The organism is Deltaproteobacteria bacterium, assembly GCA_020848905.1.
Lineage (GTDB): Bacteria > Myxococcota_A > Polyangia.
Genome location: JADLHG010000019.1, coordinates 1 through 22588, shown reverse-complemented (window position 1 = coordinate 22588; position 22588 = coordinate 1). Strand labels below are relative to the sequence as shown.

Annotated in this window: 19 protein-coding genes; 9 read left to right on the top strand and 10 right to left on the bottom strand. The window is 70.9% G+C overall.

Features of this window, described 5'->3' with window-relative positions; translation table 11 throughout:
- Positions 1 to 135 precede the first annotated feature (135 nt).
- The 4 genes from IT371_09130 (at position 136) to IT371_09115 (ending at position 3981) form a co-directional block, all read left to right on the top strand.
- The gene (locus tag IT371_09130) at positions 136 to 870 is read left to right on the top strand and encodes a hypothetical protein (protein ID MCC6747807.1); all 735 of its coding nucleotides are present in this window, start codon (positions 136 to 138) and stop codon (positions 868 to 870) included.
- 5 nt (positions 871 to 875) lie between these two features.
- Positions 876 to 1616 carry a hypothetical protein gene (locus IT371_09125; protein ID MCC6747806.1) on the top strand — a complete coding sequence of 247 codons (741 nt, stop codon included), beginning with the start codon at positions 876 to 878 and terminating at the stop codon, positions 1614 to 1616.
- 93 nt (positions 1617 to 1709) lie between these two features.
- Entirely contained in the window at positions 1710 to 3023 is a 1314-nt protein-coding gene (locus IT371_09120) for a SpoIIE family protein phosphatase (protein MCC6747805.1), read from the top strand.
- Between the two features lie 109 nt (positions 3024 to 3132).
- Entirely contained in the window at positions 3133 to 3981 is an 849-nt protein-coding gene (locus IT371_09115) for a hypothetical protein (GenBank protein ID MCC6747804.1), read from the top strand.
- A gap of 55 nt (positions 3982 to 4036) precedes the next feature.
- On the opposite strand, the gene IT371_09110 is transcribed toward IT371_09115, so the two are convergent.
- From IT371_09110 to IT371_09100, 3 genes are all read right to left on the bottom strand, one after another.
- Positions 4037 to 5467 carry a peptide MFS transporter gene (locus tag IT371_09110; GenBank protein ID MCC6747803.1) on the bottom strand — a complete coding sequence of 477 codons (1431 nt, stop codon included), beginning with the start codon at positions 5465 to 5467 and terminating at the stop codon, positions 4037 to 4039.
- Between the two features lie 89 nt (positions 5468 to 5556).
- Positions 5557 to 7398, bottom strand: a complete 1842-nt coding sequence (locus IT371_09105) for a peptidase S8 (protein ID MCC6747802.1) — start codon at positions 7396 to 7398, stop codon at positions 5557 to 5559.
- Positions 7399 to 7547: 149 nt separating this feature from the next.
- Positions 7548 to 8558: a methyltransferase domain-containing protein gene (locus tag IT371_09100; GenBank protein ID MCC6747801.1), complete on the bottom strand. Its 1011-nt coding sequence runs from the start codon at positions 8556 to 8558 to the stop codon at positions 7548 to 7550.
- A gap of 168 nt (positions 8559 to 8726) precedes the next feature.
- On the opposite strand from IT371_09100, the gene IT371_09095 reads away from it, so the two are divergent.
- Entirely contained in the window at positions 8727 to 10124 is a 1398-nt protein-coding gene (locus IT371_09095) for a TldD/PmbA family protein (GenBank protein MCC6747800.1), read from the top strand.
- A gap of 16 nt (positions 10125 to 10140) precedes the next feature.
- Here the strand turns inward: IT371_09095 and IT371_09090 are convergent, their stop codons facing one another.
- On the bottom strand, positions 10141 to 11487 hold the full coding sequence (locus tag IT371_09090) for a TldD/PmbA family protein (protein ID MCC6747799.1): 1347 nt from the start codon (positions 11485 to 11487) through the stop codon (positions 10141 to 10143).
- Between the two features lie 22 nt (positions 11488 to 11509).
- A complete protein-coding gene (gene pssA / locus IT371_09085) occupies positions 11510 to 12280 on the bottom strand; it encodes a CDP-diacylglycerol--serine O-phosphatidyltransferase (protein ID MCC6747798.1) in 771 nt (256 codons plus the stop codon).
- A gap of 146 nt (positions 12281 to 12426) precedes the next feature.
- On the opposite strand from pssA, the gene IT371_09080 reads away from it, so the two are divergent.
- The 3 genes from IT371_09080 (at position 12427) to IT371_09070 (ending at position 14801) form a co-directional block, all read left to right on the top strand.
- The gene (locus tag IT371_09080; protein MCC6747797.1) at positions 12427 to 13635 is read left to right on the top strand and encodes a metallophosphoesterase; all 1209 of its coding nucleotides are present in this window, start codon (positions 12427 to 12429) and stop codon (positions 13633 to 13635) included.
- A gap of 69 nt (positions 13636 to 13704) precedes the next feature.
- On the top strand, positions 13705 to 14409 hold the full coding sequence (locus tag IT371_09075) for a hypothetical protein (GenBank protein ID MCC6747796.1): 705 nt from the start codon (positions 13705 to 13707) through the stop codon (positions 14407 to 14409).
- 11 nt (positions 14410 to 14420) lie between these two features.
- Positions 14421 to 14801 (top strand): hypothetical protein, encoded by a 381-nt coding sequence (locus IT371_09070; GenBank protein MCC6747795.1) that lies wholly within the window; start codon positions 14421 to 14423, stop codon positions 14799 to 14801.
- A gap of 78 nt (positions 14802 to 14879) precedes the next feature.
- Here IT371_09070 and IT371_09065 read toward each other — a convergent pair whose 3' ends face one another.
- The 5 genes from IT371_09065 to IT371_09045 all read right to left on the bottom strand — a co-directional run bounded on the left by IT371_09065 (position 14880) and on the right by IT371_09045 (position 20557).
- Positions 14880 to 15422, bottom strand: a complete 543-nt coding sequence (locus IT371_09065) for a hypothetical protein (GenBank protein MCC6747794.1) — start codon at positions 15420 to 15422, stop codon at positions 14880 to 14882.
- Positions 15423 to 15875: 453 nt separating this feature from the next.
- The gene (gene lipA / locus IT371_09060; protein ID MCC6747793.1) at positions 15876 to 16757 is read right to left on the bottom strand and encodes a lipoyl synthase; all 882 of its coding nucleotides are present in this window, start codon (positions 16755 to 16757) and stop codon (positions 15876 to 15878) included.
- Positions 16758 to 16761: 4 nt separating this feature from the next.
- The gene (locus IT371_09055; GenBank protein ID MCC6747792.1) at positions 16762 to 17160 is read right to left on the bottom strand and encodes a hypothetical protein; all 399 of its coding nucleotides are present in this window, start codon (positions 17158 to 17160) and stop codon (positions 16762 to 16764) included.
- A gap of 129 nt (positions 17161 to 17289) precedes the next feature.
- Positions 17290 to 19437: a hypothetical protein gene (locus IT371_09050; protein ID MCC6747791.1), complete on the bottom strand. Its 2148-nt coding sequence runs from the start codon at positions 19435 to 19437 to the stop codon at positions 17290 to 17292.
- Positions 19421 to 20557 carry a hypothetical protein gene (locus IT371_09045; GenBank protein MCC6747790.1) on the bottom strand — a complete coding sequence of 379 codons (1137 nt, stop codon included), beginning with the start codon at positions 20555 to 20557 and terminating at the stop codon, positions 19421 to 19423. Before IT371_09045 ends, IT371_09050 begins: the two co-directional genes overlap by 17 nt.
- 201 nt (positions 20558 to 20758) lie before the next feature.
- Here IT371_09045 and IT371_09040 point away from each other — a divergent pair, with 201 nt between their 5' ends.
- Positions 20759 to 22360: a benzoate-CoA ligase family protein gene (locus IT371_09040; GenBank protein MCC6747789.1), complete on the top strand. Its 1602-nt coding sequence runs from the start codon at positions 20759 to 20761 to the stop codon at positions 22358 to 22360.
- The last annotated feature ends 228 nt before the right edge of the window (positions 22361 to 22588 follow it).

Genomic DNA, 22588 nt, shown 5'->3' with positions numbered 1-22588 from the left:
GCCGCCGGAGAGGGGGGGCGACCAAGACCCCACGATCTTCGCTACTTCGCCTCGGCACTGGCGTTGCTTTCCTCCCTGCCCGCGCGACATCTCATGGCCAGGGGCGGCGCCAGCCGGCCCGCGGAGGAACGAACGATGCGTCAGGCTCACCTTACCCTCGCCCGCTGGCTCGGCACCGCCGCGGGTCTTCTGCTCCTCGGCGTGAGCAGCGGTGCCGGCGCGCAGCGAGCCCTGCAGGACGTGCAGGCGTACGCGCGCGCCAACGGCTTTCCGACCAAGGTCGTGCAGTGCGGCTCGCCCAACCGGCCGGTGCAGCGGGTCTTCGTGCCGATCACGCCGCAGAGCTGGAACGACTTCATGACCCGCTTCACGTCGGGGCGAGGCTACGCGGCGCTCAACTTCGACGGGGGTAGCCACCTGGCGATGGCCCTGCAGCCGAACGACTGCTACCTCTGGGCCCGCAACTACAACGGGACCGTGCCGGGGCTCGGCGACTATCGCGCCAACTACATGGCCCATCGCGGCCTCGGGTATGTCTTTCCCATCGATCTGCAGGGCGGGCGACTCGAGCACCTTTCGGCATGGCTCGGCGCGCGCGCCAACCCGAACGACGGCCTCTACCGCGGCGGCAACTGCATGGAGTGGCTGCCCAACGCCGAGGTAGGGCCCGGACAGGCGCTCTTCCACCTCCTCGGGCTGAAGCGCTCGCGCGACGGGCGCAACATGAAGGCCAAGCTCCTCCACGCCGCGAACGCGAACGTGCAGGTGGTCGGTTACCACGTCTACGACCTCGCCTCCTTCAACAACCTGGGGGTGAACGAGCTCCTCGGTCCGCCGCCGGCCGGCGGGGCCCTGGACGCGGCGCGCTGATGGCGATGAGCGCGCGGCGCGGACGAGCTGGGTTTCTGACCGGGGCGGGGGTGCTCTGTGCGCTGCTCGGCCTGCGTGCGGCAGCGTTCGCCGAGGAGAGCCGTATGGTGCGCGAGGCGCGGGCCTACGCGCGGCAGCACGGCTTCCAGGTGCGCGCGGTGCAGGCGGGAGACGCCGCGCAGCCGGTGCAGCGCCTCTTCGTGCCCGTGACGGCGCAGACCCAGGACGACTTCCTGCGGCGCTTCACGGCGCCGCACGGCTACGCCTGCCTGCGCTTCGACGGCGGCTCGCACATGGTAATGGCGCTCCAGCCGAACGATTGCTACCTCTGGGGGCGCAACTACAACGGCACCGAAGGGCGCTTCAACGACTGCCGGCACATGTACATGCGGCACAACGGCGCGGGGTACTTCTTTCCGCTCGACCTGCAGGGCGGGCGGCTTCAGCACCTGACGGGCTGGCTGGAGGGCAGGAACGCTCCCAACGACCCGCTCTATCGCGGGGGCAATTGCATGGAGTGGCTGCCGAACGCGGAGGTGCGCCCCGGGCAGCCGCTCTTCTACGAGCTCGGCCTGAAGCGCTCGCGCGACGGCCGGAACATGAAGGCCAAGCTCCTGCACGCCGCCAACCACGAGGTGCAGGTGGTCGGCTACTGCACGAACGACGCGAATGCCTTCATCGGGGCCGGGGTGCAAACTCTGCTCGGACCTCCCCCGGCGGGCGGCATCCCTGACGCGCGGCGTTAAGTTCGCCAGACTAAGAACCGCTTAGAAGTGGTCGATGGATCGCGGGGGGGTCACTATCCCGGAAGGACCTCCCGGGTGGAGGGCGGCGCGCTGATGAACCGACGGATCCTCGTCATCGACGACAACCCGGCGATCCACGACGACATCCGCAAGGTGCTGATGCCGGCGACGCCGCGCCTCGCCGAGCTCTCCGCCCTCGAGGCCGAGCTCTTCGGCGGCGAGCAGGTCGCCGGACCCGAGGCGAGCTTCGAGCTGGAGTCGGCGTTTCAGGGGCAGCAAGGACTCACGCTCCTCGAGGACGCGGTGGCCGCACATCGCCCGTACGCGATGGCCATCGTGGACGTGCGCATGCCACCGGGCTGGGACGGCGTGGAGACCACGGGCCACCTCTGGAAGGCGGACCCGCGCCTCTACGTGGTGCTCTGCACCGCCTACTCGGACTACAGCTGGGACGAGACGGTGCGCGCGCTCGGCCAGACCGAGCGGCTGCTGATCCTGAAGAAGCCCTTCGACACGGTGGAGCTGCTCCAGCTCGCCCACGCGCTGACGGAGAAGTGGAACCAGAAGCAAGAGAGCGAGGCCCAGCTCGCGAGCCTCAAGGCCGAAGCCACGGAGCACGAGGAGCGGCTGCAGTCGCTGAGCACGCAGCTCCAGGCCGCGGCGATCAGCCACCTCGAGCAGGAGCTCTCGATCGCCACGCGCATCCAGACGCAGATCCTGCCGCGCGTGCTGCAGGCCCCGGGCCTCGAGGTCGCGGCGCGCATGGCGCCGGTGAGCGAGGTGGGCGGCGACTACTACGACTTCGTGCCGACGGTAGACGGGGCCTGGATCGGCATCGGGGACGTCGCGGGGCACGGGCTGACGGCCGGGCTCGTGATGCTGATGCTCCAGAGCAGCATCTCGGCGCTCGTCAGGCGTCAGCCCACCGCGATGCCCGACGAGCTCCTTGCGGTGGTCAACGAGGTGCTCTACGACAACGTGCGCCAGCGGCTGAAGAAGGACGACCACGCCACGCTCACGCTGCTCCGCTACACGCGGGACGGGACGGTCTGCTTCGCCGGCGCGCACGAGGAGCTCATCGTCTGCCGGCGCGAGACGGGCGCGTGCGAGCAGCTCGAGACCCCCGGAGCCTGGGTAGGAGTGCGCCGCGACATCCGCAAGGTGACCACGAGCCAGACGCTCACCCTCACGCCCGGCGACATCCTGCTGCTCCACACCGACGGGATCTCCGAGGCCCGCTCGGCCGGCGGCGAGGAGCTGGGCGTGGAGCGCCTGTCCCGCGAGGTCTCGCACGTGAGGCACCTGCCGGTGACCGAGATCCTGGACCACCTCTTCGACGTGACCGACCGCTTCACCAAGCAGCACAAGGACGACCGCAGCCTGATGATCCTGCGGTACGTGGGATAGAGCGAAGCGGAAGGGGAGAGGGGGCAACGGGGGCACGAGGCGACCCGGCGGAATGCGCGGGCCTGCCCCGCCGTTCTGACAGACGGGCAGATCCTTCGGGGGGAATCACATGCAGAGCACGAGGCACGGGTGCGGCGTGGCCGTTGTCGCGGTGGCCGTCGCGGTCGCCGCCGCGCTGGGCGGCTGCGACGCGGGCGGCGGTGGCGCGCAGGAGGCGTGCGCACCGGTGCGCGACCGGGGGGTCACCCCGCAGGTGGATGCGGCGCGAACGAGCGATCTGGGCGCGTGCGTGGCCGACCCGGGCAGCCTCGCGGGCTGCTACGTGGGAGAGCGGTGGGCCGAGTGCCCGGGGGCGGGGCCGCCCGGGGCCTACTGCGGCCGGGAGGGGGGCTGCAAGTGGCTGAGCGGGGGTCAGCCGCGCGGAGGCCTGCAAACGCCCCTCGCCTTCGACTGCCGGTGCGCCTGGCCGAGCTGGGGGGCCGAGGACGAGGCGAGCATGGCCTCGTTTCTCCTCGGCTGGGGCAGCGAGCCATGGACGCGCGAGCGGGCCCTGGCCCTGCCCGTGACCTTCGACGCCAGCCTGGCGGCCGGGACACCCAAGGTGAGCTGCACGGGATGTGCGGGGAGCTGCGCGCTTCCTCCGGGCCTCTGCGAGGCGACGACGTTGCGGGTGAGCAGGAACTATCCTGGGACCCTGGTCGTCGTGCTCGGGGAGGAGCTGGCCATGGCCGGCTGGAACCTCCACCTCGAGTTCGACGTCGCGCGCAGCCCGCCCCGCGCGCGGGCCTGCCGCATCCCCTTCACCGACGCGCCGAGGTGCCAGGCGGCGGAGCCGGTCTGCGCGACCGAGGGGAGGGCCACGCTCTCAGCGAGGCCCTGCCGCGAGCGGCTCGGCGAGCTGCACGGGCGCTTCGAGGCGAAGTTCCCCGATGGGGTGACGATGAAGGGCGCGTTCTAGAACGATCTATCTAGAATGGCGAGGTCCCGAGGCGCCTTCCCGGCGTCGTCGGCGGTCAGCCGGCCTTCGCGCCCATGGCCTGCTTGAGCGGCTTGTTGAAGGCCCAGATCGCGACCCCCGCGGCCACTCCGAGGGCGAGCAGGAGCAGGAAGAAGTAGTCCTTGGGCATGCGCGTGTAGAGCGCCCCGATGTAGCCCGAGAGCAGGTTGCCGAAGAAGCTGGAGAGGAACCAGGTGCCCATCATCATCGACACGATGCGGGCGGGGGCCACCTTGGTCACGAGCGACAGGCCGACCGGGGAGAGGTAGAGCTCGCCGACGGTGAGCAGGAGCGTGCAGAAGACCGGCCAGAAGACGCTCCCCTTGCCGGTGCCGACGACGCGCGAGCCGACCACCATCACGATGAAGGAGAGCCCCAGGATGAAGCAGCCGATGGCCATCTTGGCCACGCTCGAGGGCTCGCTCCCGCGGCGCGCCTGCCAGGCCCAGATGATCGTCGAGAGGGGGGCCATGATGAAGATGAAGAGCGGGTTGAAGGACTGGAACCAGGTGGACGGGACCTGGAAGCTGCCGAGGGTGGGCCACACGGTCTGCTCGTCGGCCCAGGTCTGCATGGTGTTGCCCTGCTGCTCGTAGACGGCCCAGAAGATGACGTTCAGCCCGCAGAGGATGATGAGCGCGAAGATGCGGCGCCACTCCTCCTTGGTGAAGCCCTCGGGCGGGGCGGCGGTCGCGGCGGCGGCGGCGGCCCGGCGGTGGGCGAGGGTGTCGGGGGCGAGGTGCTTCACGCCGACGAGCTGCACGGCGAGCCCGACCAGCATGCCGATGCCGGCGGCCAGATAGCCGTAGCGCCAGCCGTAGAGCGCGGCGAGCGTGCCGCAGACCAGGTTGCAGATGAAGGCGCCCAGGTTGATCCCCATGTAGAAGATCGTGAAGGCGCCATCCCGGCGCGGGTCGCCTGGCGGATAGAGGCTCCCGACCTGCGTCGAGATGTTGGGCTTGAAGAGCCCGTTGCCGAGGATGAGCAGGAGCAGCCCGACGAAGAACATGTTCTCGGCGCCGAAGAGCACGAACTGGCCGCAGGCCATCAGGATGGCCCCGAGGTAGACCGCCTTCCGCTGACCGAAGTAGCGGTCGGCCAGAATCCCGCCGAGGAGCGGCGTGAGGTAGACGAGCCCGCTGTACCAGCCGTAGACGACCGAGGCCTGCTCGTTCACCCCGCTCGGCAGGAGGTTCCGGATCACGCTCCAGCCGAGGACCGCGTCGGGGTCGCCGGGGGCCCGCGTCGTGCCGCCCTGGAGCACCTGCCGCGTGGTGACGAACAGGTAGTTGGCCATGTAGAGCTTCAGCAGCCCGCGCATGCCGTAGTAGGAGAAGCGCTCCCACATCTCCGTGAAGAAGAGGACGAAGAGCCCGACCGGGTGGCCGAGGAAGGTCTTCTTCGTGCGAGGTCCGGACCAATCTGCGTGCGTGGTTTCCGTCGACATGGCGCGTCCCGTGTTGGCGGCCGCAGCCTAGCCGCCCGGAGGGGCGCAAGTCAAAGGGGGGCGCAGGTCAAAAGGCGTCGAGGGGGGCGCTACTTCCGGGCGAGGAGGGCGGCGAGGCCGAGGCAGCCGAGCGCGTTGCCGGCGAGCCAGAGCGATTCGAGGCCCAGGTGGTTCGGGATCCAGGTCAGGTCCGCCGTCGGGAAGAGCGCGGCGAAGGCCAGGTGCGCGCCCACGCCGACGCTGAGCCCGAAGAGCAGCCCGCGCAGCCGGGGGACGCCGTAGAAGAGCCCCGCCAGAAGGAGCGGCACCCCCATGCTGTAGAAGATCGGGTTGCCGTGGCCGGCGGCGCCGAGGAGGGCGCTGTCCCAGGCCGGCAGGCCTTGCGTGGCGAGCGTCCCGAGCGCCCCGGAGGCGCTGACCCCGAGGACGGGCAGGAAGAAGAGCCCCGCCGAACCGAAGAGCAGGCCGAGGAGGACCGTGGGGCCGAAGCGGAGCACCTGCGCTCCGCCCGAGCGCGCTCCGAGGAGGAGGAGGAGGCCGAAGAGCCCCGCGAGGCCCACGCGGTAGCCGCCCCAGGTGGTGCTGGTCTTGGTGAGCGCGGCCCCCGCGTCCACGATCCCCGCGCCGTAGTGCTCGTCGCTCGCCACCTTCTTCGGGTGACGCGCGGTGCTCTTCAGGAGCTTCAGCACCGCCTTCGGGTCGGTCACGCCGCTTTGCATGACCAGCGCCGCCACGCCGGCCACGTGCGGGCTGGCCATCGAGGTCCCCATGAACATCAGGTAGTCGTTCTCGTCGGGGTGTCCGGGGACGATCGTGTTCTGCAGCACGCCGTCGGGGAGCCCGTCGCCGTTCTGGTCCACGCGTGTGTTCCCCCCCGGCGCGGCGAGGGCGATCTCCTTGCCCCAGTTCGAGTAGAAGGTGGTGCTCTCGTCGAACTGCGTGGCGGCCACGGCCACGGCGCCCGGGTAGGCGGCCGGATACGAGACGTGCCCTCGGCCGTCGTTCCCGGCGGCGCAGACCACGAGCACGCCCTTGCCCGCGGCGTACTTCACCGCGTCGGCGAGCACCTTGCTCGAGCGACCGCCGCCGAGGCTCATGTTGATGATCTTCGCCCCGTGGTCGGTGGCGAAGCGGATCGCCTCCGCGATGTCGGCCACCGAGCCGAAGCCGCGCGAGGAGAGCACCTTGAGCGGCATGATCTTGGCCCCGAAGGCCACACCCGCCACGCCTACGCCGTTGTTCGTGGCCTGCGCGATGGTCCCCGCCACGTGCGTGCCGTGTCCGTGGTCGTCGAGCGCCAGCTCGTTGTCGTTGACGAAGTCGTAGCCCGGGACGATCTCGGTGCCGGCCAGGTCGGGGACCCCCTTCACGCGCCCGTGGTTCTTGTAGGCTACGCCGGTGTCGATCACGGCCACGATCACGCCGGCGCCCTGCGCGCGCGGCCAGGCCTTGTCGAGGCCGATCTGGCGGAGGTGCCACTGGTACTGGAACTTCGGGTCGTTCGGGAAGCCCTTCCAGGCCGGAGCCGCGCCGCGCTCCACCCGCGCGGGCGCGTGCTCGAGCGGCGGCAGGCCGTAGAGCTCGTCCAGCTCGGCGCGTTCCACCGCCGGTTCCTGGCGCAGGCGTGCGAGGAGCCGCGAGGCCGGCAGCTTGCCCAGCGCCGCCCGATAGAGCCGCTCCACCAGCGAGAAGCGGCTGTTCGGCCGCAGCGTGAGGCCGTAGCGGCGCTCGAGCGCCTTGACCTCGGCGTCCCCCACGTCGTTGCGGAGGTCCACGATCAGGTGGTCGGCCGCCGACCCGTCTGCCGGTGCGTAGGTTGCCGGCGCCGCCACCTCGGGCTCGGCTCCGGTATCCAGCCGCCCCGTGTACCAGAGGTAGACCAGCGCCGCGAGCAGCACGAGCAGCAGAATCAGCCAGGTCTTGCGCTTCATGCTCCACCTCCGGCGCGGCAGGGCCCGAAGCAACCTACGCCCGATGGGGCGTCGGAGCTTCCCGGTCGCACGCGCTGGTTAAATGTAGCAGGTTTCCGGGCGCGACCAGGAACGCGGCGCCGCTGGCCGAGGGAGGCCCGCCAGCCGGGCTACTCCCCCTCGTGGCTCTCTTCGTCCTCGTCCAGGTGGAAGTCCTTCCCCGGCCCCGGCCCCGGGCCGGCCGCCGCGGCGGGGCGTTGCTCGGGACCCGTGCCGGTGACGGCCGCCACCACCTCGAGGCTCGGGGTGCGGTCCACGCTGTCCAGGGGAGGGCGCGTCGCCTCCGCGGGCTGCTCGCCCTTGCGCCCGCGCAGGCAGCCGGCCTTGATGGTCACGCCGAAGGCCCGCTCACCGAAGTAGGCGTCGATGGCCTCCTTGATCTGCCAGAAGATGTCCTGCATCTCCTGCCCCTTGCCGATTACCTCTTTCCACGCCGTCAGGGGGCCGTATTCGATCACCGGGGCGAAGAAGAACTCGCGGGCGCTCTGGAACAGGAGGTTGAACTCCTCCATCTCGACCTGCACGTCCTCTAGACCGCTCTGCTCCATCCAGCGCGCCGCCTGCTCGGCGTCGGGGGTCTCAAGGATGTGACGCTCGAGGCGCTCGAGCGCCTCGTGCTTGTCGTTCTTGACCAGCACCTCGCGGTAGATGTCGTAGAACTCGGCGAAGGAGCCGAGAAGCGGCAAGGTCACGATCACGCGGCCCCCGGCCTTGGTGACGCGGGCGAGCTCCTTCAGCGCCTCGGCGGGGTCCTCGCGCTCGAGCAGCCCGAGGTTCGAGACCACGAGGTCGTAGACCTCGGAGGCGAAGGCGAGCTTCGCGGTGGCCGGCTCGGAGCGGAAGAAGATGCGCTTGCCCGAGAGCGCCCCGGCCTTCTGCCGCGCCACGTCGAGGAGCGCGCCCATGGACTCGATGGCCACGATGCGCCCCTGCCCCTGCATCAGGTTGAGCAGCTCGAGGGCGGGGTAGCCGGTCCCGCAGGCCACGTCGAGCACCATGGCCTTCGGGGGGAGCTCGAGGTCTCGGAGCAGCATGCGACCGAAGCGGTGCGACCAGATCGGGAGGATCTCGTCGTCGTAAACCCGCGCCATCTTGTCCGCGCGATGGCTCCGCTTCTTCATCACCGGAGACTATAGGGTACGCGGCCGCAGAGCGTCAAAAACAAGATCGACGTGGCGCGTCGTCGACCTGTCGCCGCGCGCGGGGGCTATGGTCCCGTGCGACGCTTGCCGCGTCCGGCCTTTCGGGTTCAGATGGCGCGAGGCGGATCGCGTCGCGAGGAGAGCACCGTGTTCGAAGCGCTGGGCGTGGATGTCCCCGTGGTGTTGCGCACGGCGTTGCGCGGCGGCGGCGAGTTCGCCGACCTCTTCTTCGAGCGCGTGCGGCAGTGCTACGTGCTCTGCGAGGGGGGGAGCGTCGCGAACATCACGCAAGGCGTGAGGCGGGGCGTGGGGGTGCGGGTGATCTACCGCGGGCGCACGGCGTACGCCCACGGAGAGGTGCTCACCACGCGAAGCCTGGTCGAGCTGGCGGAGACGGTCGCAGCGATGGCGCGCGAGAACGCGCCGGGGGTCTTGGCCTCGGTGGAGCGCCCGCTCTCGAACCCGCTCGCGTTCGAGCCGACGCACCCTTCGAGCGGCCTCGAGCTCGCGGGGAAGATCGCCCTCTGCCAGCGCGCCGACCGCGCGGCCCACGCCGCGGATCCGCGGATTCGCTACATGGAGGTGCTCTACGTCGATTCGCAGCGCGAACTAGCCGTCGCCAACTGCCTCGGTGAGCGGTCGGAGGAGACGCTGCACTCGCTGCGGTTCTCGGCGTGGGCCACGGCGCTCGGCGACGACGGGAAGCGCTGGCGCAGCTACCACGGCGAGGGGGGCGTGGGCGGACTCGAGCGCTTCGATGAGGTGTCGCCCGAGCAGATCGGCCGGGAGGCGGCGCAGCGGGCGGTGCTCAACCTCGACGCGCCGCCGGCGCCGGCCGGGCGCATGCCCGTGATCCTGGCGGCGGAGGCGGGGGGGGCGCTGCTTCACGAGGCGGTGGGGCACGGGCTGGAGGCGGACCTCGTGCACGGCGGAACGAGCTGCTACGCCGGCCGCCTCGGCGAGAGGCTCGCCGCGTCCAAGGTCAGCATCGCCGACGATCCCACCCTGCCGGGACTGCGCGGCACGTATCGGTTCGACCACGAGGCGGTGCCGTCGCGACGCACGCTCCTCATCGACCGGGGGATCCTCGCGGCCTACCTCTACGACCGCGTGCACGCCCTGCGCCACGGCGCGTCCTCGACGGGCAACGGGCGGCGCGAGAGCTACCGCTTCCCGCCGCAGGTGCGCATGTCCAACATCTTCGCGCTGCCGGGGGACGACGACCCGGAGGCGATCCTGCGCGGGACGCCGAGTGGGCTCTACGTGCGGAAGATGGGGAGCGGCCAGGTGGACACGCTGAGCGGGGACTTCGTCTTCCGGGTGAGCGAGGGGTACCTGATCGAGAACGGGGCCCTCGGTCCGGCCGTCCGCGGCGCCACGCTGACGGGGAACGGCCCCGAGGTGCTGCAGGCCATCGACGCGGTCGGCCCCACGCTCAAGTTCTCGCCGGGGATCTGCGCCAAGGGGGGCCAGGACGTCGCGGTCTCCGACGGGCAGCCGATGTTGCGGATCCAGGAGCTCTTGGTCGGCGGGGAGTCGGACTGAGGGCCTGGCCCATCTTTCAGCCGGCGACGAAGACGCCTTCGACGAGCAGGCTCGAGCCGCCGTGGTTGTTGAAGAAGCGCAGGTCACGGCCGACGGCCCGGGCGCGGTCTAGCAGCTCGAGGAGGGTTCCCGAGATCGTCACTCCGGTCACGCCCTCGGCCGGAGCTCCGTTGCGGACGCGACGCCCGGTCACGCCGAACGAGAACGCGCCGCTCGTCGAATCCGCGGCGTCGATGTCCAGGATCTCGTCGATGAGGAGCCCCTCGCCGAGCCCCCCGAGGAGCTCTGCGGGACCGTCGGGGCCGGGCCGGAAGTAGAGGTTCGTCGGGCCAAGCACGGGAGGGCTGCCGTAGTCCTCGCGCTGCGTGTTGCCGGTGGACCGTCGCCCCTCGGCGCGCCCGTAATCGCGGTTGTAGAGGAACGACCGGAGCTCGCCCTCGTGGGCCACGACGGTCGTCTGCTGCGGGGTTCCCTCGCCGTCGAAGCACGCCGCTCCCGTTCCGCGTGGATCGAGGCCGTCGTCCACGAGCGTGAGGGCGCGGGAGAAGACGCGCTGGCCGAGCCGACCCGCCAGGACCGAGCGCCCGCTGCGCACGGCCTCGATCGATATGAGCTTGCCGAGCGCCTCCATGAGCTGCGCCGTCGGCCAGGGCTCGAAGAGCACGTCGTAGCGGCCGGTCGGGACGGGGCCCGCGCCGAGAGCTGCCGCGGCCCGCGCGCCGACCCGTGCGCCGAGCTCCTCGAGGGGGAGCTGGTCCCAGAAGAACCCCGACGCGCCTTCCCAGCCGACGCGATCGTCGTCGGCGCGACGCGCCACGGCCGACACCTGGAAGCTGAGGATCGAGCGTAGCTGCGCGAGGTCCACGCCGCGCGAGGTCACGAGCCGCTCGCCCTGCCAGTCCTCCTTGAGCCGGACCTCGCGGACCCCTTGCACGGCTGGGTCCGCACCGCGGGCCGCGCGCTCCACGGCGGCCAGGCGCGCGACGCGATCGTCGGTGGTGAGCGAGAGGAGCGCCGGGTCAAATAGCTCGAGCGAGGGGAGGTCCCGCACCTCGGCCGGGCCGACGAAGTCCATGCCGAACGAGCTCGCCGACGCGGCGGCTGCTTCGAGGGCCATGGCGACGGCCTCCTCGGCGTCGCTCTCCTCGAGACAGGTGGTGAAGCTCGAGCCGAGGCGTCCACGCCAGAGCGTGCGCACGCCGACGCCCTGGGGCCGCGCGACGATGAGCTCCTCGATCTCGCCTTCCCGGAGGGCGAGGGTCAGCTCCCGGCCGAAGCGCAGGTAGACCTCCCAGCTGTCGGCCCGGCTGGCGGCGAGGGCCGCGAGGAGCGCATCGATGGAGGGGGGCGTCACCTGCTGCATGGATCCTTTCGACGGCGCGTGCTCACTCCGGGGGCGGCGGATCTCCCGAGAGCTGCATGCGCGGCGCCTTCACCCCCTGCGTCAGGGCCCAGCCCGTGCCGAACAGGTAGTAGCAGGTGGCCAGGCCGAGCAGGTATTCGGGGAAGAGGCGGGTGAGGCCGCAGAGGTAGACGGCGGTGATGTTGACCCCCATCACGACGTTGATCGCGAGCGACCGCCGCTTGACGAGCTTGGGCAGCGGCAGCCGGCTCACCATGAGCAGCGCCAGCACCAGCATGAGGATGGGCATGGCGAGGCGGTGCTGCCACGGGACGCCGTACTTCTCGCCGGTGAGGAAGAGCGTGGCCACGAGAGCCCCCGAGTGCGTGGTGGGGATCCCGAAGAAGAACTCCTTGCCGTACTCGCCGGTCATCACGTTGAACTTGGCCAGCCGGAGCGCGGCTCCGACGGGGAAGGCGAGCCCGCCGGCGTAGGCCAGGGTCTTGAGGAGGGTCGCGGAGACCGGGAGGGTCGGCGCCGACGGGCCGAGCACGGCGGTGAGCATGAGCACCGCGGGAGCCACGCCGAAGGTCACGACGTCGCTCAGGCTGTCGAGCTCCGTGCCGAACTTCGAGGACGCGTTGAACAGGCGCGCGACCGTCCCGTCGGCCTTGTCGAGCAGGACGCACAGGAGGATGAACCACGCCGACGACCCGAGGCGCCCCGCGATCGCCTCGCCGATGGAGAGCAGGCCGACGCTCAGGCTCGCGCAGGTCACGAGGTTCGGCAGCACGTAGCGACCGGGGAACGGCATGGCCCGAGCATACGCAAGGACGGGCGGGACGGAAGCCTTTTCCGTGGCGGGCCCGCCGCGGCGGGGGCCCCTCCGGGAAGCCGGTGCGTCTCGACGACGGCGCGTGAGTTGCCGTGCCCCGACACCCGGGGCATCCTTCTTCGCTCATGCCCCAGGTGCTGCGCTTCGTCCTCTTCATCGGCCTCATGCTCGCGTGCGTGGTGGGCATCCACTACTACCTGTGGGTGCGACTCATCCGCGACCCCGCCCCGGCCTTGCACGGGCGCATCCTCCTCACGGTGCTCCTCGTGGCGCTCGCGGTGTCGCTCCCGTCGGCGTTCTTCCTCTCGCGGGCGCTCCCGCTGCCCGCGGCGCGGGCCGTGCTCTTTCCGATCTACTTCTGGATGGGCTTCATGTTCGTGCTCTTCGTCTGCCTCCTCGGGGCGGAGCTCGTGCGTCTCGGCAGCGGCGCGGCCGTGCGCCTGGCGCGCGGAGCGGGAGAGGTCGCGGACCCCGAGCGGCGTTTGCTGCTGGCGCGCCTCGGCGCGATGGCCGTGACCACCACGGCCGGGAGCCTCGGAGCCTTCTCCGTGCACACCGCCCTCGGCCGCGTGGTGGTCAAGCGCCTGAAGGTCGAGCTCCCGCGTTTTCCGCGCGAGCTCGACGGACTCACGGTGGTGCAGCTCTGCGATCTGCACATCGGTCCGACGCTGGGGCGCGCCTGGCTCGAGGGGATCGTGGCGCAGACGAACGCGCTGAAGCCGGACGTGATCGCCATCGTGGGCGACCTCGTGGATGGCTCGGTGGAGCGGCTGCGACACGAGGTAGCCCCCCTGGCCCAGCTCAGGGCGCGCCACGGCGTCTTCTTCGTCACGGGGAACCACGAGTACTACTCGGGGGCCGTGGAATGGGTGGCGGAGCTCGAGCGGCTCGGCCTGCGGGTCCTGCGCAACGAGCGGGTGCGCATCGGCACCGAGGTGGCGAGCTTCGACCTCGCGGGGGTGGACGACTACGGCGCCGAGGGGCTCGCCCCGGGGCACGCCCACGACCTCGAGCGGGCGCTCGCCGGCCGCGACCCGACGCGCGAGGTGGTGCTCCTCGCGCACCAGCCGCGCAGCATCTTCGAGGCTGCACGGCTCGGCGTGGGGCTCCAGCTCTCCGGCCACACCCACGGCGGGCAGATCTGGCCCTGGCGCTATCTCGTCTACCTGCAGCAGCCGTACGTCTCGGGGCTCGCGCGGCACGACCGGACGCTCATCTACGTGAGCGAGGGGACGGGGTTCTGGGGGCCGCCCATGCGGCTCGGCACGAAGGCCGAGATCACGCACCTCACGCTGGCCTCGCCGTCGGGACCCGCGGAAACGCGTCCAGCCTGAGCCTTGAATGAACTAGTGGCAGTCGAGGCGCACCGTAAGTATCATGGCTCAAACGCATTCTGAGCGGGGATGACCAAGCAGGGAGAGCAACAAGCGCAGGCGTTGGTACAGGCGCTGCGCCGCCATCCGCGGGTCGGCTTCCAGGGCCTCGCGAGCGGCGAGGGGCAGGTGGCTCGCATGGCCGAGACCCTGCCTCTGCTCGTGCCGTTCAACCAGCCGAGCTACTTCAAGCTGCTGCCGATCCTGGACTGGGATCACCGGCTCCCCTCGCGAACCGGGATCCTGCGCATCTACGGCTACTACAGCGAGGCCACGCTGCGCCTCGGCGAGGCGGAGGTGGCCGAGCGCCAGGCGCAGATCCGCAGCCTCGATAAGTTCCCGGAGTTTGACGTGCCGGACTATGCCGGGATCAGCGCCGACGAGTCCTACGAGGGGGAGGTGGACCTCACGGGGGCGGTGGCGCGCCTTCGCCTGGCGAGCAACTGGCGCCGGGAGATCGGCTTCGGAGACTCCCGCGCCGCCGTGAAGGCCGCGCGCCGCTCGGAGCAGTTCCGCGAGCTGATGAACGAGGTGCGCGGACGCCCGGATTACCTCGGGGACCTCGAGGCCGTGAGCTGGACCCCCCCCTGCGAGACCGACTACGCGAGCTGGACCATCGACGTCTGGTACCTGATGTACCTCGACGCCGCCGTGGGCAAGGGACGAAGCTTCCTCGTGGACCCGCAGGCCCGCCGCGTGGTAGGCGTACGAGAGTTCGTCGTACGAGCGAGTTGAGCGGAGCGACCATGACGCTGAGCGAGCTGAACCTGGACGAGCGAGCCCTGATGATCGGGCTCTTCAAGCTGGTGATCGGCACCGACCAGAAACTCTCGGGCGAGGAGTCGGCGGCCTTGCTGCGCGTGGCCGACGAGCTGGGGAGGGCCGAGTTCATCGAGGCCCGGCAGGAGGCCCAGGCGCGCTTCACCACGACGGGGTCGATCCGCATGGCGACGGCCGACCTCGACCGCCAGGCCGCGCGCGAGCTGATCTACGATAGGGTTTTCCAGGTAGCCTCGACAGAGGGCCTCCAGTCCCGCGAGCGCGAAGAGCTCGACTGGCTCGGCGATACCTGGGAGCTCCCACGCGACCGGGTGACCGGGGCGCGGCTCGTGAGGGATCGGAGATAGGGGCGAGAGCGTTCGGCCTCGCCTCGCAAGATCCCGCGTCCGAGGGGCGCGACGGCGTCTCCCCCGTCCCGTTCCGTCCTATGTGCCCGGAACGACGCTCGTGGGAATCAATCCCCGCAGCTTCCAGCCCGTCTTGAGCAGCCAGGTCCGTGGTTCGAGCACCGGCGGGTCTCCGTCGGGGCGCAGCGGCGTGCGGTCTTTCCAGCCGTCGAAGTAGCGCGCCGAGCTGCACGCGTCCAGGTCGCGTCGCGGGACCCACTTGCCGCGCGCACGTGCGTGCTTGCGTCGATTTTGAAGCACGTACGCCAACGTCGCCTTCACCTCGCTCGGCGTCTTCAGAATGTGCTGGTGGTAGCGGTCCCGAAAGACCCGCCCCTTGCGGCCCACCGTGCGGTTCAGCGCGTGCGCGAGGCGGATCGCCAGCGCCCGCAGCCCCTTCATCAGCACGCCCCGGTCCTTCGCCTCTGTCACGAGGTGCAGGTGGTTCTTCTGGATCGAGTAGTGGGCGAGGTTCATCCCGAACCGTCCCGCCGACTCCACGAACGCCTTCTCGATCGCGCGTAGCTGCTTCTTGCTCCGCAGGTTCGGCAGCCCCTGCACGACCTTCATCGTGACGTGCACCGGGAAGCGGCTGGCCAGAAGCGGTCGCGTCCGATGCGGGAGCCCGCTCCCCGGCTGCTTCTTCCGCCCCGCGCCCGGGCGCTTTCCGCCCCACGGCCTCGTCTCCCGCGTAGGCAGTGGAAGCTGCGTCGCAGAACCCGCCGGCAGACGTGTGCCCGCGGACCGGCCTTTTGCCGAGGAGGATTTGCACGTTCGTGCCAACATGAATAGGGCCAATACTAGCAGCTCGCTGGTCTGACGTCAAGCGATGTCCTTGCACGAACACGCCCACCTCCCGTCGACAGCCATCCTCCCCGGCGCACCGATTCCCCACGACCGCCCGCGTGTGCACCCCCAGCGCCCGCGCGCACCACGACCGCCCGCCCGCGGTCTCCGTGCAACGGGGCCAAGTCGGTGCGTCGTCGTCGCTTGCTAGATCGTCGGAGGTGTCCGGTCGCTACCCGCGTCCGGTCGCTACCCGGCTCGCGCCGCGAGGAGCGCCTGGGCCTCCTGCTCGGCGGCGCGATAGGAGCTCCGGACCAGCGGCCCGGCGGTAACGAGGGGAAAGCCCAGCTCTCGCGCGCGCGAGGCGAGGGCCTCGAACTCGGCGGGGGGCACGAAGCGCGAGACGGGGAGGTGCTTGCGGGTGGGGCGCAGGTACTGGCCCATCGTGACCCAGTCCACGCCGGCGGCGCGGAGGTCCACGAGGGCCCGGTCCAGCTCCTCCGGAGCCTCGCCCAGCCCGAGGAGGAGCGAGGACTTCACGAGCGCGCGCGGGGCGAGCTCGCGGTAGAGGCGGAGCGCCTCGAGGGTCTTGCCGTAGCCCGAGCGGCGGTCGCGCACGGTACGGGTGAGGCGCTCGACCGTCTCGAGGTTCTGTCCGAGGACCTGCGCTCCTGAGCGCGCGACGCGTTCGAGCGGCTCCCGCTGGAGGTCGAAGTCGGGGGTCAGGAGCTCCACCACCACGGCGGGGATGCGCTGGCGCACCGCCTCGACCGTCCGCACGAAGTGCCCCGCCCCACCGTCGGGGAGGTCGTCGCGATCCACGGAGGTGATCACGACGTAGCGCAGCTCCATCGCGGCGGCGGCGTCGGCCACCTGCGCGGGCTCGGCCGGATCCGGCGCGAGCTCCGGCTTGCCGCTGGTCACGTCGCAGAAGCGGCAGGCCCTCGTGCAGACCTTGCCGAGGATCATGAACGTCGCCGTGCCGCCCCCCCAGCACTCGGCCACGTTCGGGCAGCGCGCCTCCTCGCAGACCGTGTGCAGGCCGCCCTGACGGAGTCGCTGCTTCAGCGTGGCGTAGTGGCCGCCCCCGGGGAGGGGGACCTTCACCCAGGGGGGAAGTCGCTCGGCCACGGGACTACAACTGGGCCATCAGCTCGACCCCCGCGCGCTCCCAGGCGATCCCCTGCTTCATCCAGTCGATGAAGCGCGAGACGAGCTCCGGCTTGAAGCCAAAGGCCTCGGCGGTCTGGTTGATGAACGACAGCTCCTTGGCCGTGATCTGCTCGTCGAGGAGCGAGGCCGCCACGACGCGCCGGAAAAAGAAGGTCCGCATCGAGCGGCTCGTGATCTCACCGAGCAGCTCGGCGTAGGGCGCACCGTCGCGCATCGTCGCCTGCAGGGTCTGGATCTCCTCCGAGGCCAGCCCGAGCTGGAGCGCCGCCTGCGCGACGAAGTTCACCTCCTCGTGACTCAGCTCCCCTTGCGTGCGCAGCATGGCCGCCAGAGCCTTGCACACGGCTAGCGATTCGCTCATCGGTCCCTCCTTCGTCGGGGTGACGTCCGTTCTCAGGGCGTTTCGCGGCGAAGCATACCCCCGCGGTGGTCGGTCGTCGACCTACGACACCGCACGACGCGGGCCGGTCGCCCCGCGCCCTCCGTCACGTCACGGCCCAGTCTGGGCTACGCTCCCTCCCTCGTCGAGGAGGAGCTCCGCCACCATCGCGCTCCAGATGTAGTTCGCCATCGAGCGATTGGGAGCGTCCTGGTCGTCCGGGTTGTAGTGCTCGCGAAACTGGTGGTGGCGCCGGAGCTGCGCCGCCACGGCGTCGTAGGTCCGACGCGTGAGCTGCCGCGCGAGCTCGGGCTTGCCCGCTCCGCGCAGCCCGCGCGCGAGGAGGAGCTGCCACGGGACCCAGACCGGACCGTTCCAGAGGCAGCAGGCCGACGAGGCCGCTGCGAAGTACGGGTCGTCGGCCGCGAGCCCGGGCACGCCGTACCGTCGCCAGAACTTCCGCGGGTCGGTGAGATGGGCGAGGAGCGCCTCCTTTCGTCCCTCGGGGACGATCCCGGCCCAGAGCGGCAGGAGCCCCGCGATCTCGAAGCGCCGGAGGTCGCCCGGTTTGGCGTAGCCGAAGGTGTTGTCTTTGCGCGCGACGTGGAAATAGAACTTTCGTTCGTCATCCCAGAGCGTCGCGTTGATGCGACGCGCGCGCTCGTCGGCCTGCCTGTCCCAGTCCGCGGCGTCGGCGCTGCGACCGAGGAGCCGCGCGAGCGAGGCGAGCGACTTCTCCTCCATCACGAGCTCCACGTTCAGGTCGAGCCCCTCGACCTCCTCGGGCGGGGCGACCTCTTCCCAGATCGCGTTCGCCAGATCGCGCAGGGATTCGGTCTTGCCGAAGCCTCCCCACTCGGAGAGGCCGTCCTGGTCCACGTCCCGCTGCGCGACGTAGAAGCGGTGGAGCTTGGCGCCCGTCTCGTAGAGCTGCCGCGCGAGCTCGAGGTCCTTGGTGCGCGCGACCACCTCGTGTCCGACGTAAGCCAGTAGCGGCGCCGTCGCGGTGCGCAGGCGGGTCTGCTCCGCCACCGGCCCGAAGTTGTAGGGGAGATAGCCGTCGGCCTCGACGCGGTCGACGAAGTTGCGCAAGACCTCCGCTGCGGCGCGCGGGTCGAGCCGCGCGAGGGGGAGGAGCGACAGGCCTTCGTGGATGTGGACGCCGAGGCGCGCGAACCAGAAGGTCGGCTCGCGGGCGAAGAGGAAGTAGTCGTGCTTGAGGCGACCCTCGGCGGGCATCAGGAGCTGATCGAGCAGCACGAAAGACGAGCGGTAGACGTGCTGCTCCTCGCGCGTGAGGCCCGCGAGAGGCGGCAGCTTGGCGAGTCGGTTCTGCCCGTCGGTGAGGAGCGGGGCGAGCTCGAGCCGCGAGGCCGTCTCCAGCTCGGCGCCGAGGGTGGACTTCTCGGCCTCCGCCACGGCGGCACGGTAGACGCGGAGGCTCGTGCGCGCGCCGGCGGGCAGGGTCACGCGTCGCCGGAGCGCCACGAGGCGAGCGGGAGTGGCGAGCGGCGCCGGAGCGGCGAAGATGGACGCGAGGTCCTGGGCCAGGCCGCTGCCGCAGGTCGCGCGCGAGGCCGTCTCGGCGGCGCCGTCGAAGGCGAAGGCCCCGCGCCACCTCTCGGTGAAGGTCCCGGCCCCGAAGAGCCGCTCGAGCGGGTCCGGCGCCTCGACGTGCGAGAGCGCCACGCCGCGCCCGTCGAGCGCCTCTACCTCGTTGTACAGCGCCGCGCAGTGACGCAGCCAGGGGATGAGCTCCACTTCTACCGCGCTCTGTCGCTCGTTCGCGAGCTCCACGCTGAGCAGCGCCACGCGTGAGGTGGCCGTGACGAAGCGGACCTCGACCCGCAGCCCCTGAGCCGGGGAGAGCTCGAGGACCAGCGCGTCGCTCGCCGTGTGCCGGATGGTGGCCGGGGTGGCGTAGTCCCGCTCGCCGACGAGGAGCTTGCCGTCCACGCGAAAGGCGAGGCCGAGCTCGCCGGCGGTGTCGGTGGCGAACTTCAGGGTCCCGTCGCTCTCGCGCGCCAGGCCGTAGCCCTGGTCGACGAGGTAGCGCGTGCGAGGCCGTGCCGCCGCGACGGTGAGCAGGAGCGGGTCGTCGAAGGTGGCTGCGAGGCTCCCGCCGAGGGGGTTCAGGTCACGCAGCGGCAGCGCCGGTTCGGGGTCACCGTCGCAGCTCGCGACGAGAAGCAGCGCTGCCAGCGCGAGCAGGCGCGTCGTGAAGCGGCTCCGGCCTCGTGCGCTAGGGCTTCTTCGCATAGCCGGTGAGCTCCACGTAGGCGTCGCCTCCGATGGGCTTGCCGGCGCGCGTGCCGCTGATCCGGCAGAGACCCTCCCAGTAGATCGGAGTGCCGCCGATGCTCTGGTGGAACTCCTGGTCGGCGACGAGCGGCGTGATGGTCACGTCGAGCTGCTGCGACGGGATGGTCACCGTCCAGCCGTGCGGGTAGGTGCCCTGGGTGTGGGGGCTCACCCACTGCCCGGTGGACTTGACGCTGAAATCGGTGTCCTTCAGCTCGAGCCCCTTGCCGGCGGCGTCGATGACGGTGCCCCCGTTGAAGCCGGGCTTGCCCGGCCGGCGCACGGTGAAGAGCATCACGTCGGTCTGGTCGTCGAGGCGCAGGCTGAACCAGTCCCACCCCGTGTAGTCCTGGCCCATGGTCCCCCACTGGTGATCCATCCAGGTCGTGCCGGTCACGTTCTTCTTCACCCCGTCCACCGTGATGGAGCCGCTCACGGCCATGTCCGTGTACGAGTAGTAGTAGAAGGGCTTGGTGGAGCCCACGGTCATCCAGCCCTTGCCGTACTGCAGCACCACCGGCTTCTTCGCGGCGAGGTTCAGCTCGATGGCGTAGCCCTTCATGCTGGCGGCGAGCTGGTCCTTGCCGTCGTGGCCGGCCACGCGCCAGCCGCCCACGGTCAGGTCGAAGCCGGCCTTGGCGGGCGGCTGCGGCCCGAGGCTGAGCTGCGTGTCCAGGGCGAAGCTCTTCTTGGCCAGGTCGGTCACGGCGAAGTGTGAGAGGTAGGCCGGCTGCCCCACGATGAAGGCCTGAAAGACCACCAGCTCGAAGCCGTAGCTCTCGCCGCTCTCGGCCTTCAGGACGCCCGTGTAGTACCACCACTCGACGGGGTCCTTGTGCGGCGCCTCGTCCTCGGGGAGCGTGACGGGCTTGACCGGTGCGGCGTCGCCCGTGCTGCCGTCGCGCAGCGCGTCGCCCCCGCGTCCGTCGGAGAGGCGCCCGTCGAGGAGCGCCGCTCCTCGGTCCACGGCCGCTCCGTCCGGCGTCCCGGCGTCGGGCTGCGAGGTCCCCGTCGTGGACGAGCAGCCGAGAAAGACCAAGCCCAGCAGACCGAGCGCGAGAACCCTGGAACGCAGCATCGTCGGAAGCCTCCACCTCGCCCGGTGCCATCAGGCGGCGAGGGCCCTGTTACTGCAGAGCGGCGGGGACCGCAAGAGGCTGTCTTGACTCTCGTCATGGAGAGTCGCCGCGGCCGCGTGGTAGGCGCGTGCTCTTCGCGCGCGGAAGCCCTATGGGTGGGCGGGTGCGGCATTCCAACGGTCGGACGGTCGAGGTCGAGCATGGAGAGTCTTCCGCGCATCGCGCTCCCCGAGCGCTTCAACGTGGCGAGCGAGCTCCTCGAGGGGGCTCGCGAGGCCGACCGCGGCGCGCGCACGGCCTTCGTCTGCGGCGACCGCAGCCACAGCCTGGCCGAGGTGGCGGAGCTGGCCGACCGCGCGGGGAGCGCCTTCGCCGAGCTGGGCCTCGAGCTGGAGCAGCGGATCGTGCTCCTCTGCCTGGACTCGATCGAGTTCGTGGCCAGCTTCCTCGGCGCGATCGGGATCGGCGCGGTGCCGGTGCCGCTGAACACGCTCTGGCGGCCGCGCGACCTGGTCTACGCGCTCAACGACAGCCGCGCCAAGGTGCTCGTGGTGCACCGGGCGCTCTGGGAGCCGCTCGCGCCGCTACGCGACGAGTTGCCCTTTCTGCGGCACGTGCTCGTCGTCGGAGAGCCCGCAGATGGTACGCGCGCGTTTGAGGAGCTGCTCGCGGGGCGCGGTGCGTCTCCGGCCCCGGATCCGGATCCGGCCCGGGCCCGGGCCCGGGCCCCGCTCGCTCCCGCGCCCACGCGGCGGGACGACCCGGCCTTCTGGCTTTACAGCTCCGGCTCCACTGGCGCTCCGAAGGCGGCGGTGCATCTGCAGCAGGACATGATCTTCTGCGCCGAGCTCTACGCCCGCGGGGTGCTCGGGCTGCGCCCCGACGACGTGGTCCTCTCGGCGGCCAAGCTCTTCTTCGCCTACGGCCTGGGGAACAGCCTGACCTTCCCGCTCCGCCTCGGCGCCACGTCGGTGCTCTACCCGGAGCGCGCGACCCCGGAGGCGATGTTCGAGCTCCTCGCCGCGCACCGCGCGACGATCTTTTTCGGCGTGCCCACCCTCTACGCCGCGATGCTACAGGTCCCCGGGGCCGAGACGCGTTACGACCTCTCGGCGCTGCGCCTCTGCGTCTCCGCCGGCGAGGCGCTCCCCTCCGAGCTCTACCACCGCTTCCGCGAGCGCTTTGGCGTGGAGATCCTCGACGGGATCGGCTCGACCGAGGCGCTCCACATCTTCATCTCCAACCGCGCGGGCGAGGTGCGCCCCGGAGCCTCAGGCAGGCTCGTCCCCGGCTACGAGGCCCGCATCCTCGACGACGACGGAGCGCGAGTGCCCCCGGGAGAGATCGGGAACCTCTGGATCAAGGGGCAGAGCACGGCGCCCGGCTACTTCGGCCAGCGCGCGAAGAGCCAGAGCACGATGGTGGGCGAGTGGCTCAACACGGGGGACAAGTACGCCCAGGATAGCGAAGGCTTCTTCCATTACGCGGGGCGCAGCGACGACATGCTGAAGGTGGGCGGGATCTGGGTCTCACCCGTCGAGGTGGAGAACACCTTGATCCAGCACGACGCGGTGCTCGAGGCCGCGGTGGTGGGGCAAGCCGACGGCGACGAGCTCGTCAAGCCGAAGGCCTTCGTGGTGCTCAAGCCGGGTCGCTTCAGCTCGACGGCGCTCGGCGAGGAGCTCCAGGCCTTCGTGAAGGGCCGTCTGGCTCCCTACAAGTACCCCCGCTGGGTGGAGTTCGTGGCCGAGCTGCCCAAGACCGCCACGGGCAAGATCCAGCGTTTCAAGCTGCGCGGGTAGCGCCGCCGTCGAGCTCCGCGGCCGGGCCGTTCGCGGACTACTCGCCCCCGATGGGGAGCCGCGCGACGAGTGGCCGGCGGCCAGAGCGGGTGAGATCGATGGAAGGGTCTATTCTGCGGCGCTCGCGAGCTGCGCCTCGATGGCGCCGAAGAGCGAGGGGAGCTCGACCGAGCCCACCCGGCGGTTCTCGAAGCTCGAGCCCTTCTTGCCGGCGGGCAGATCGGGGAT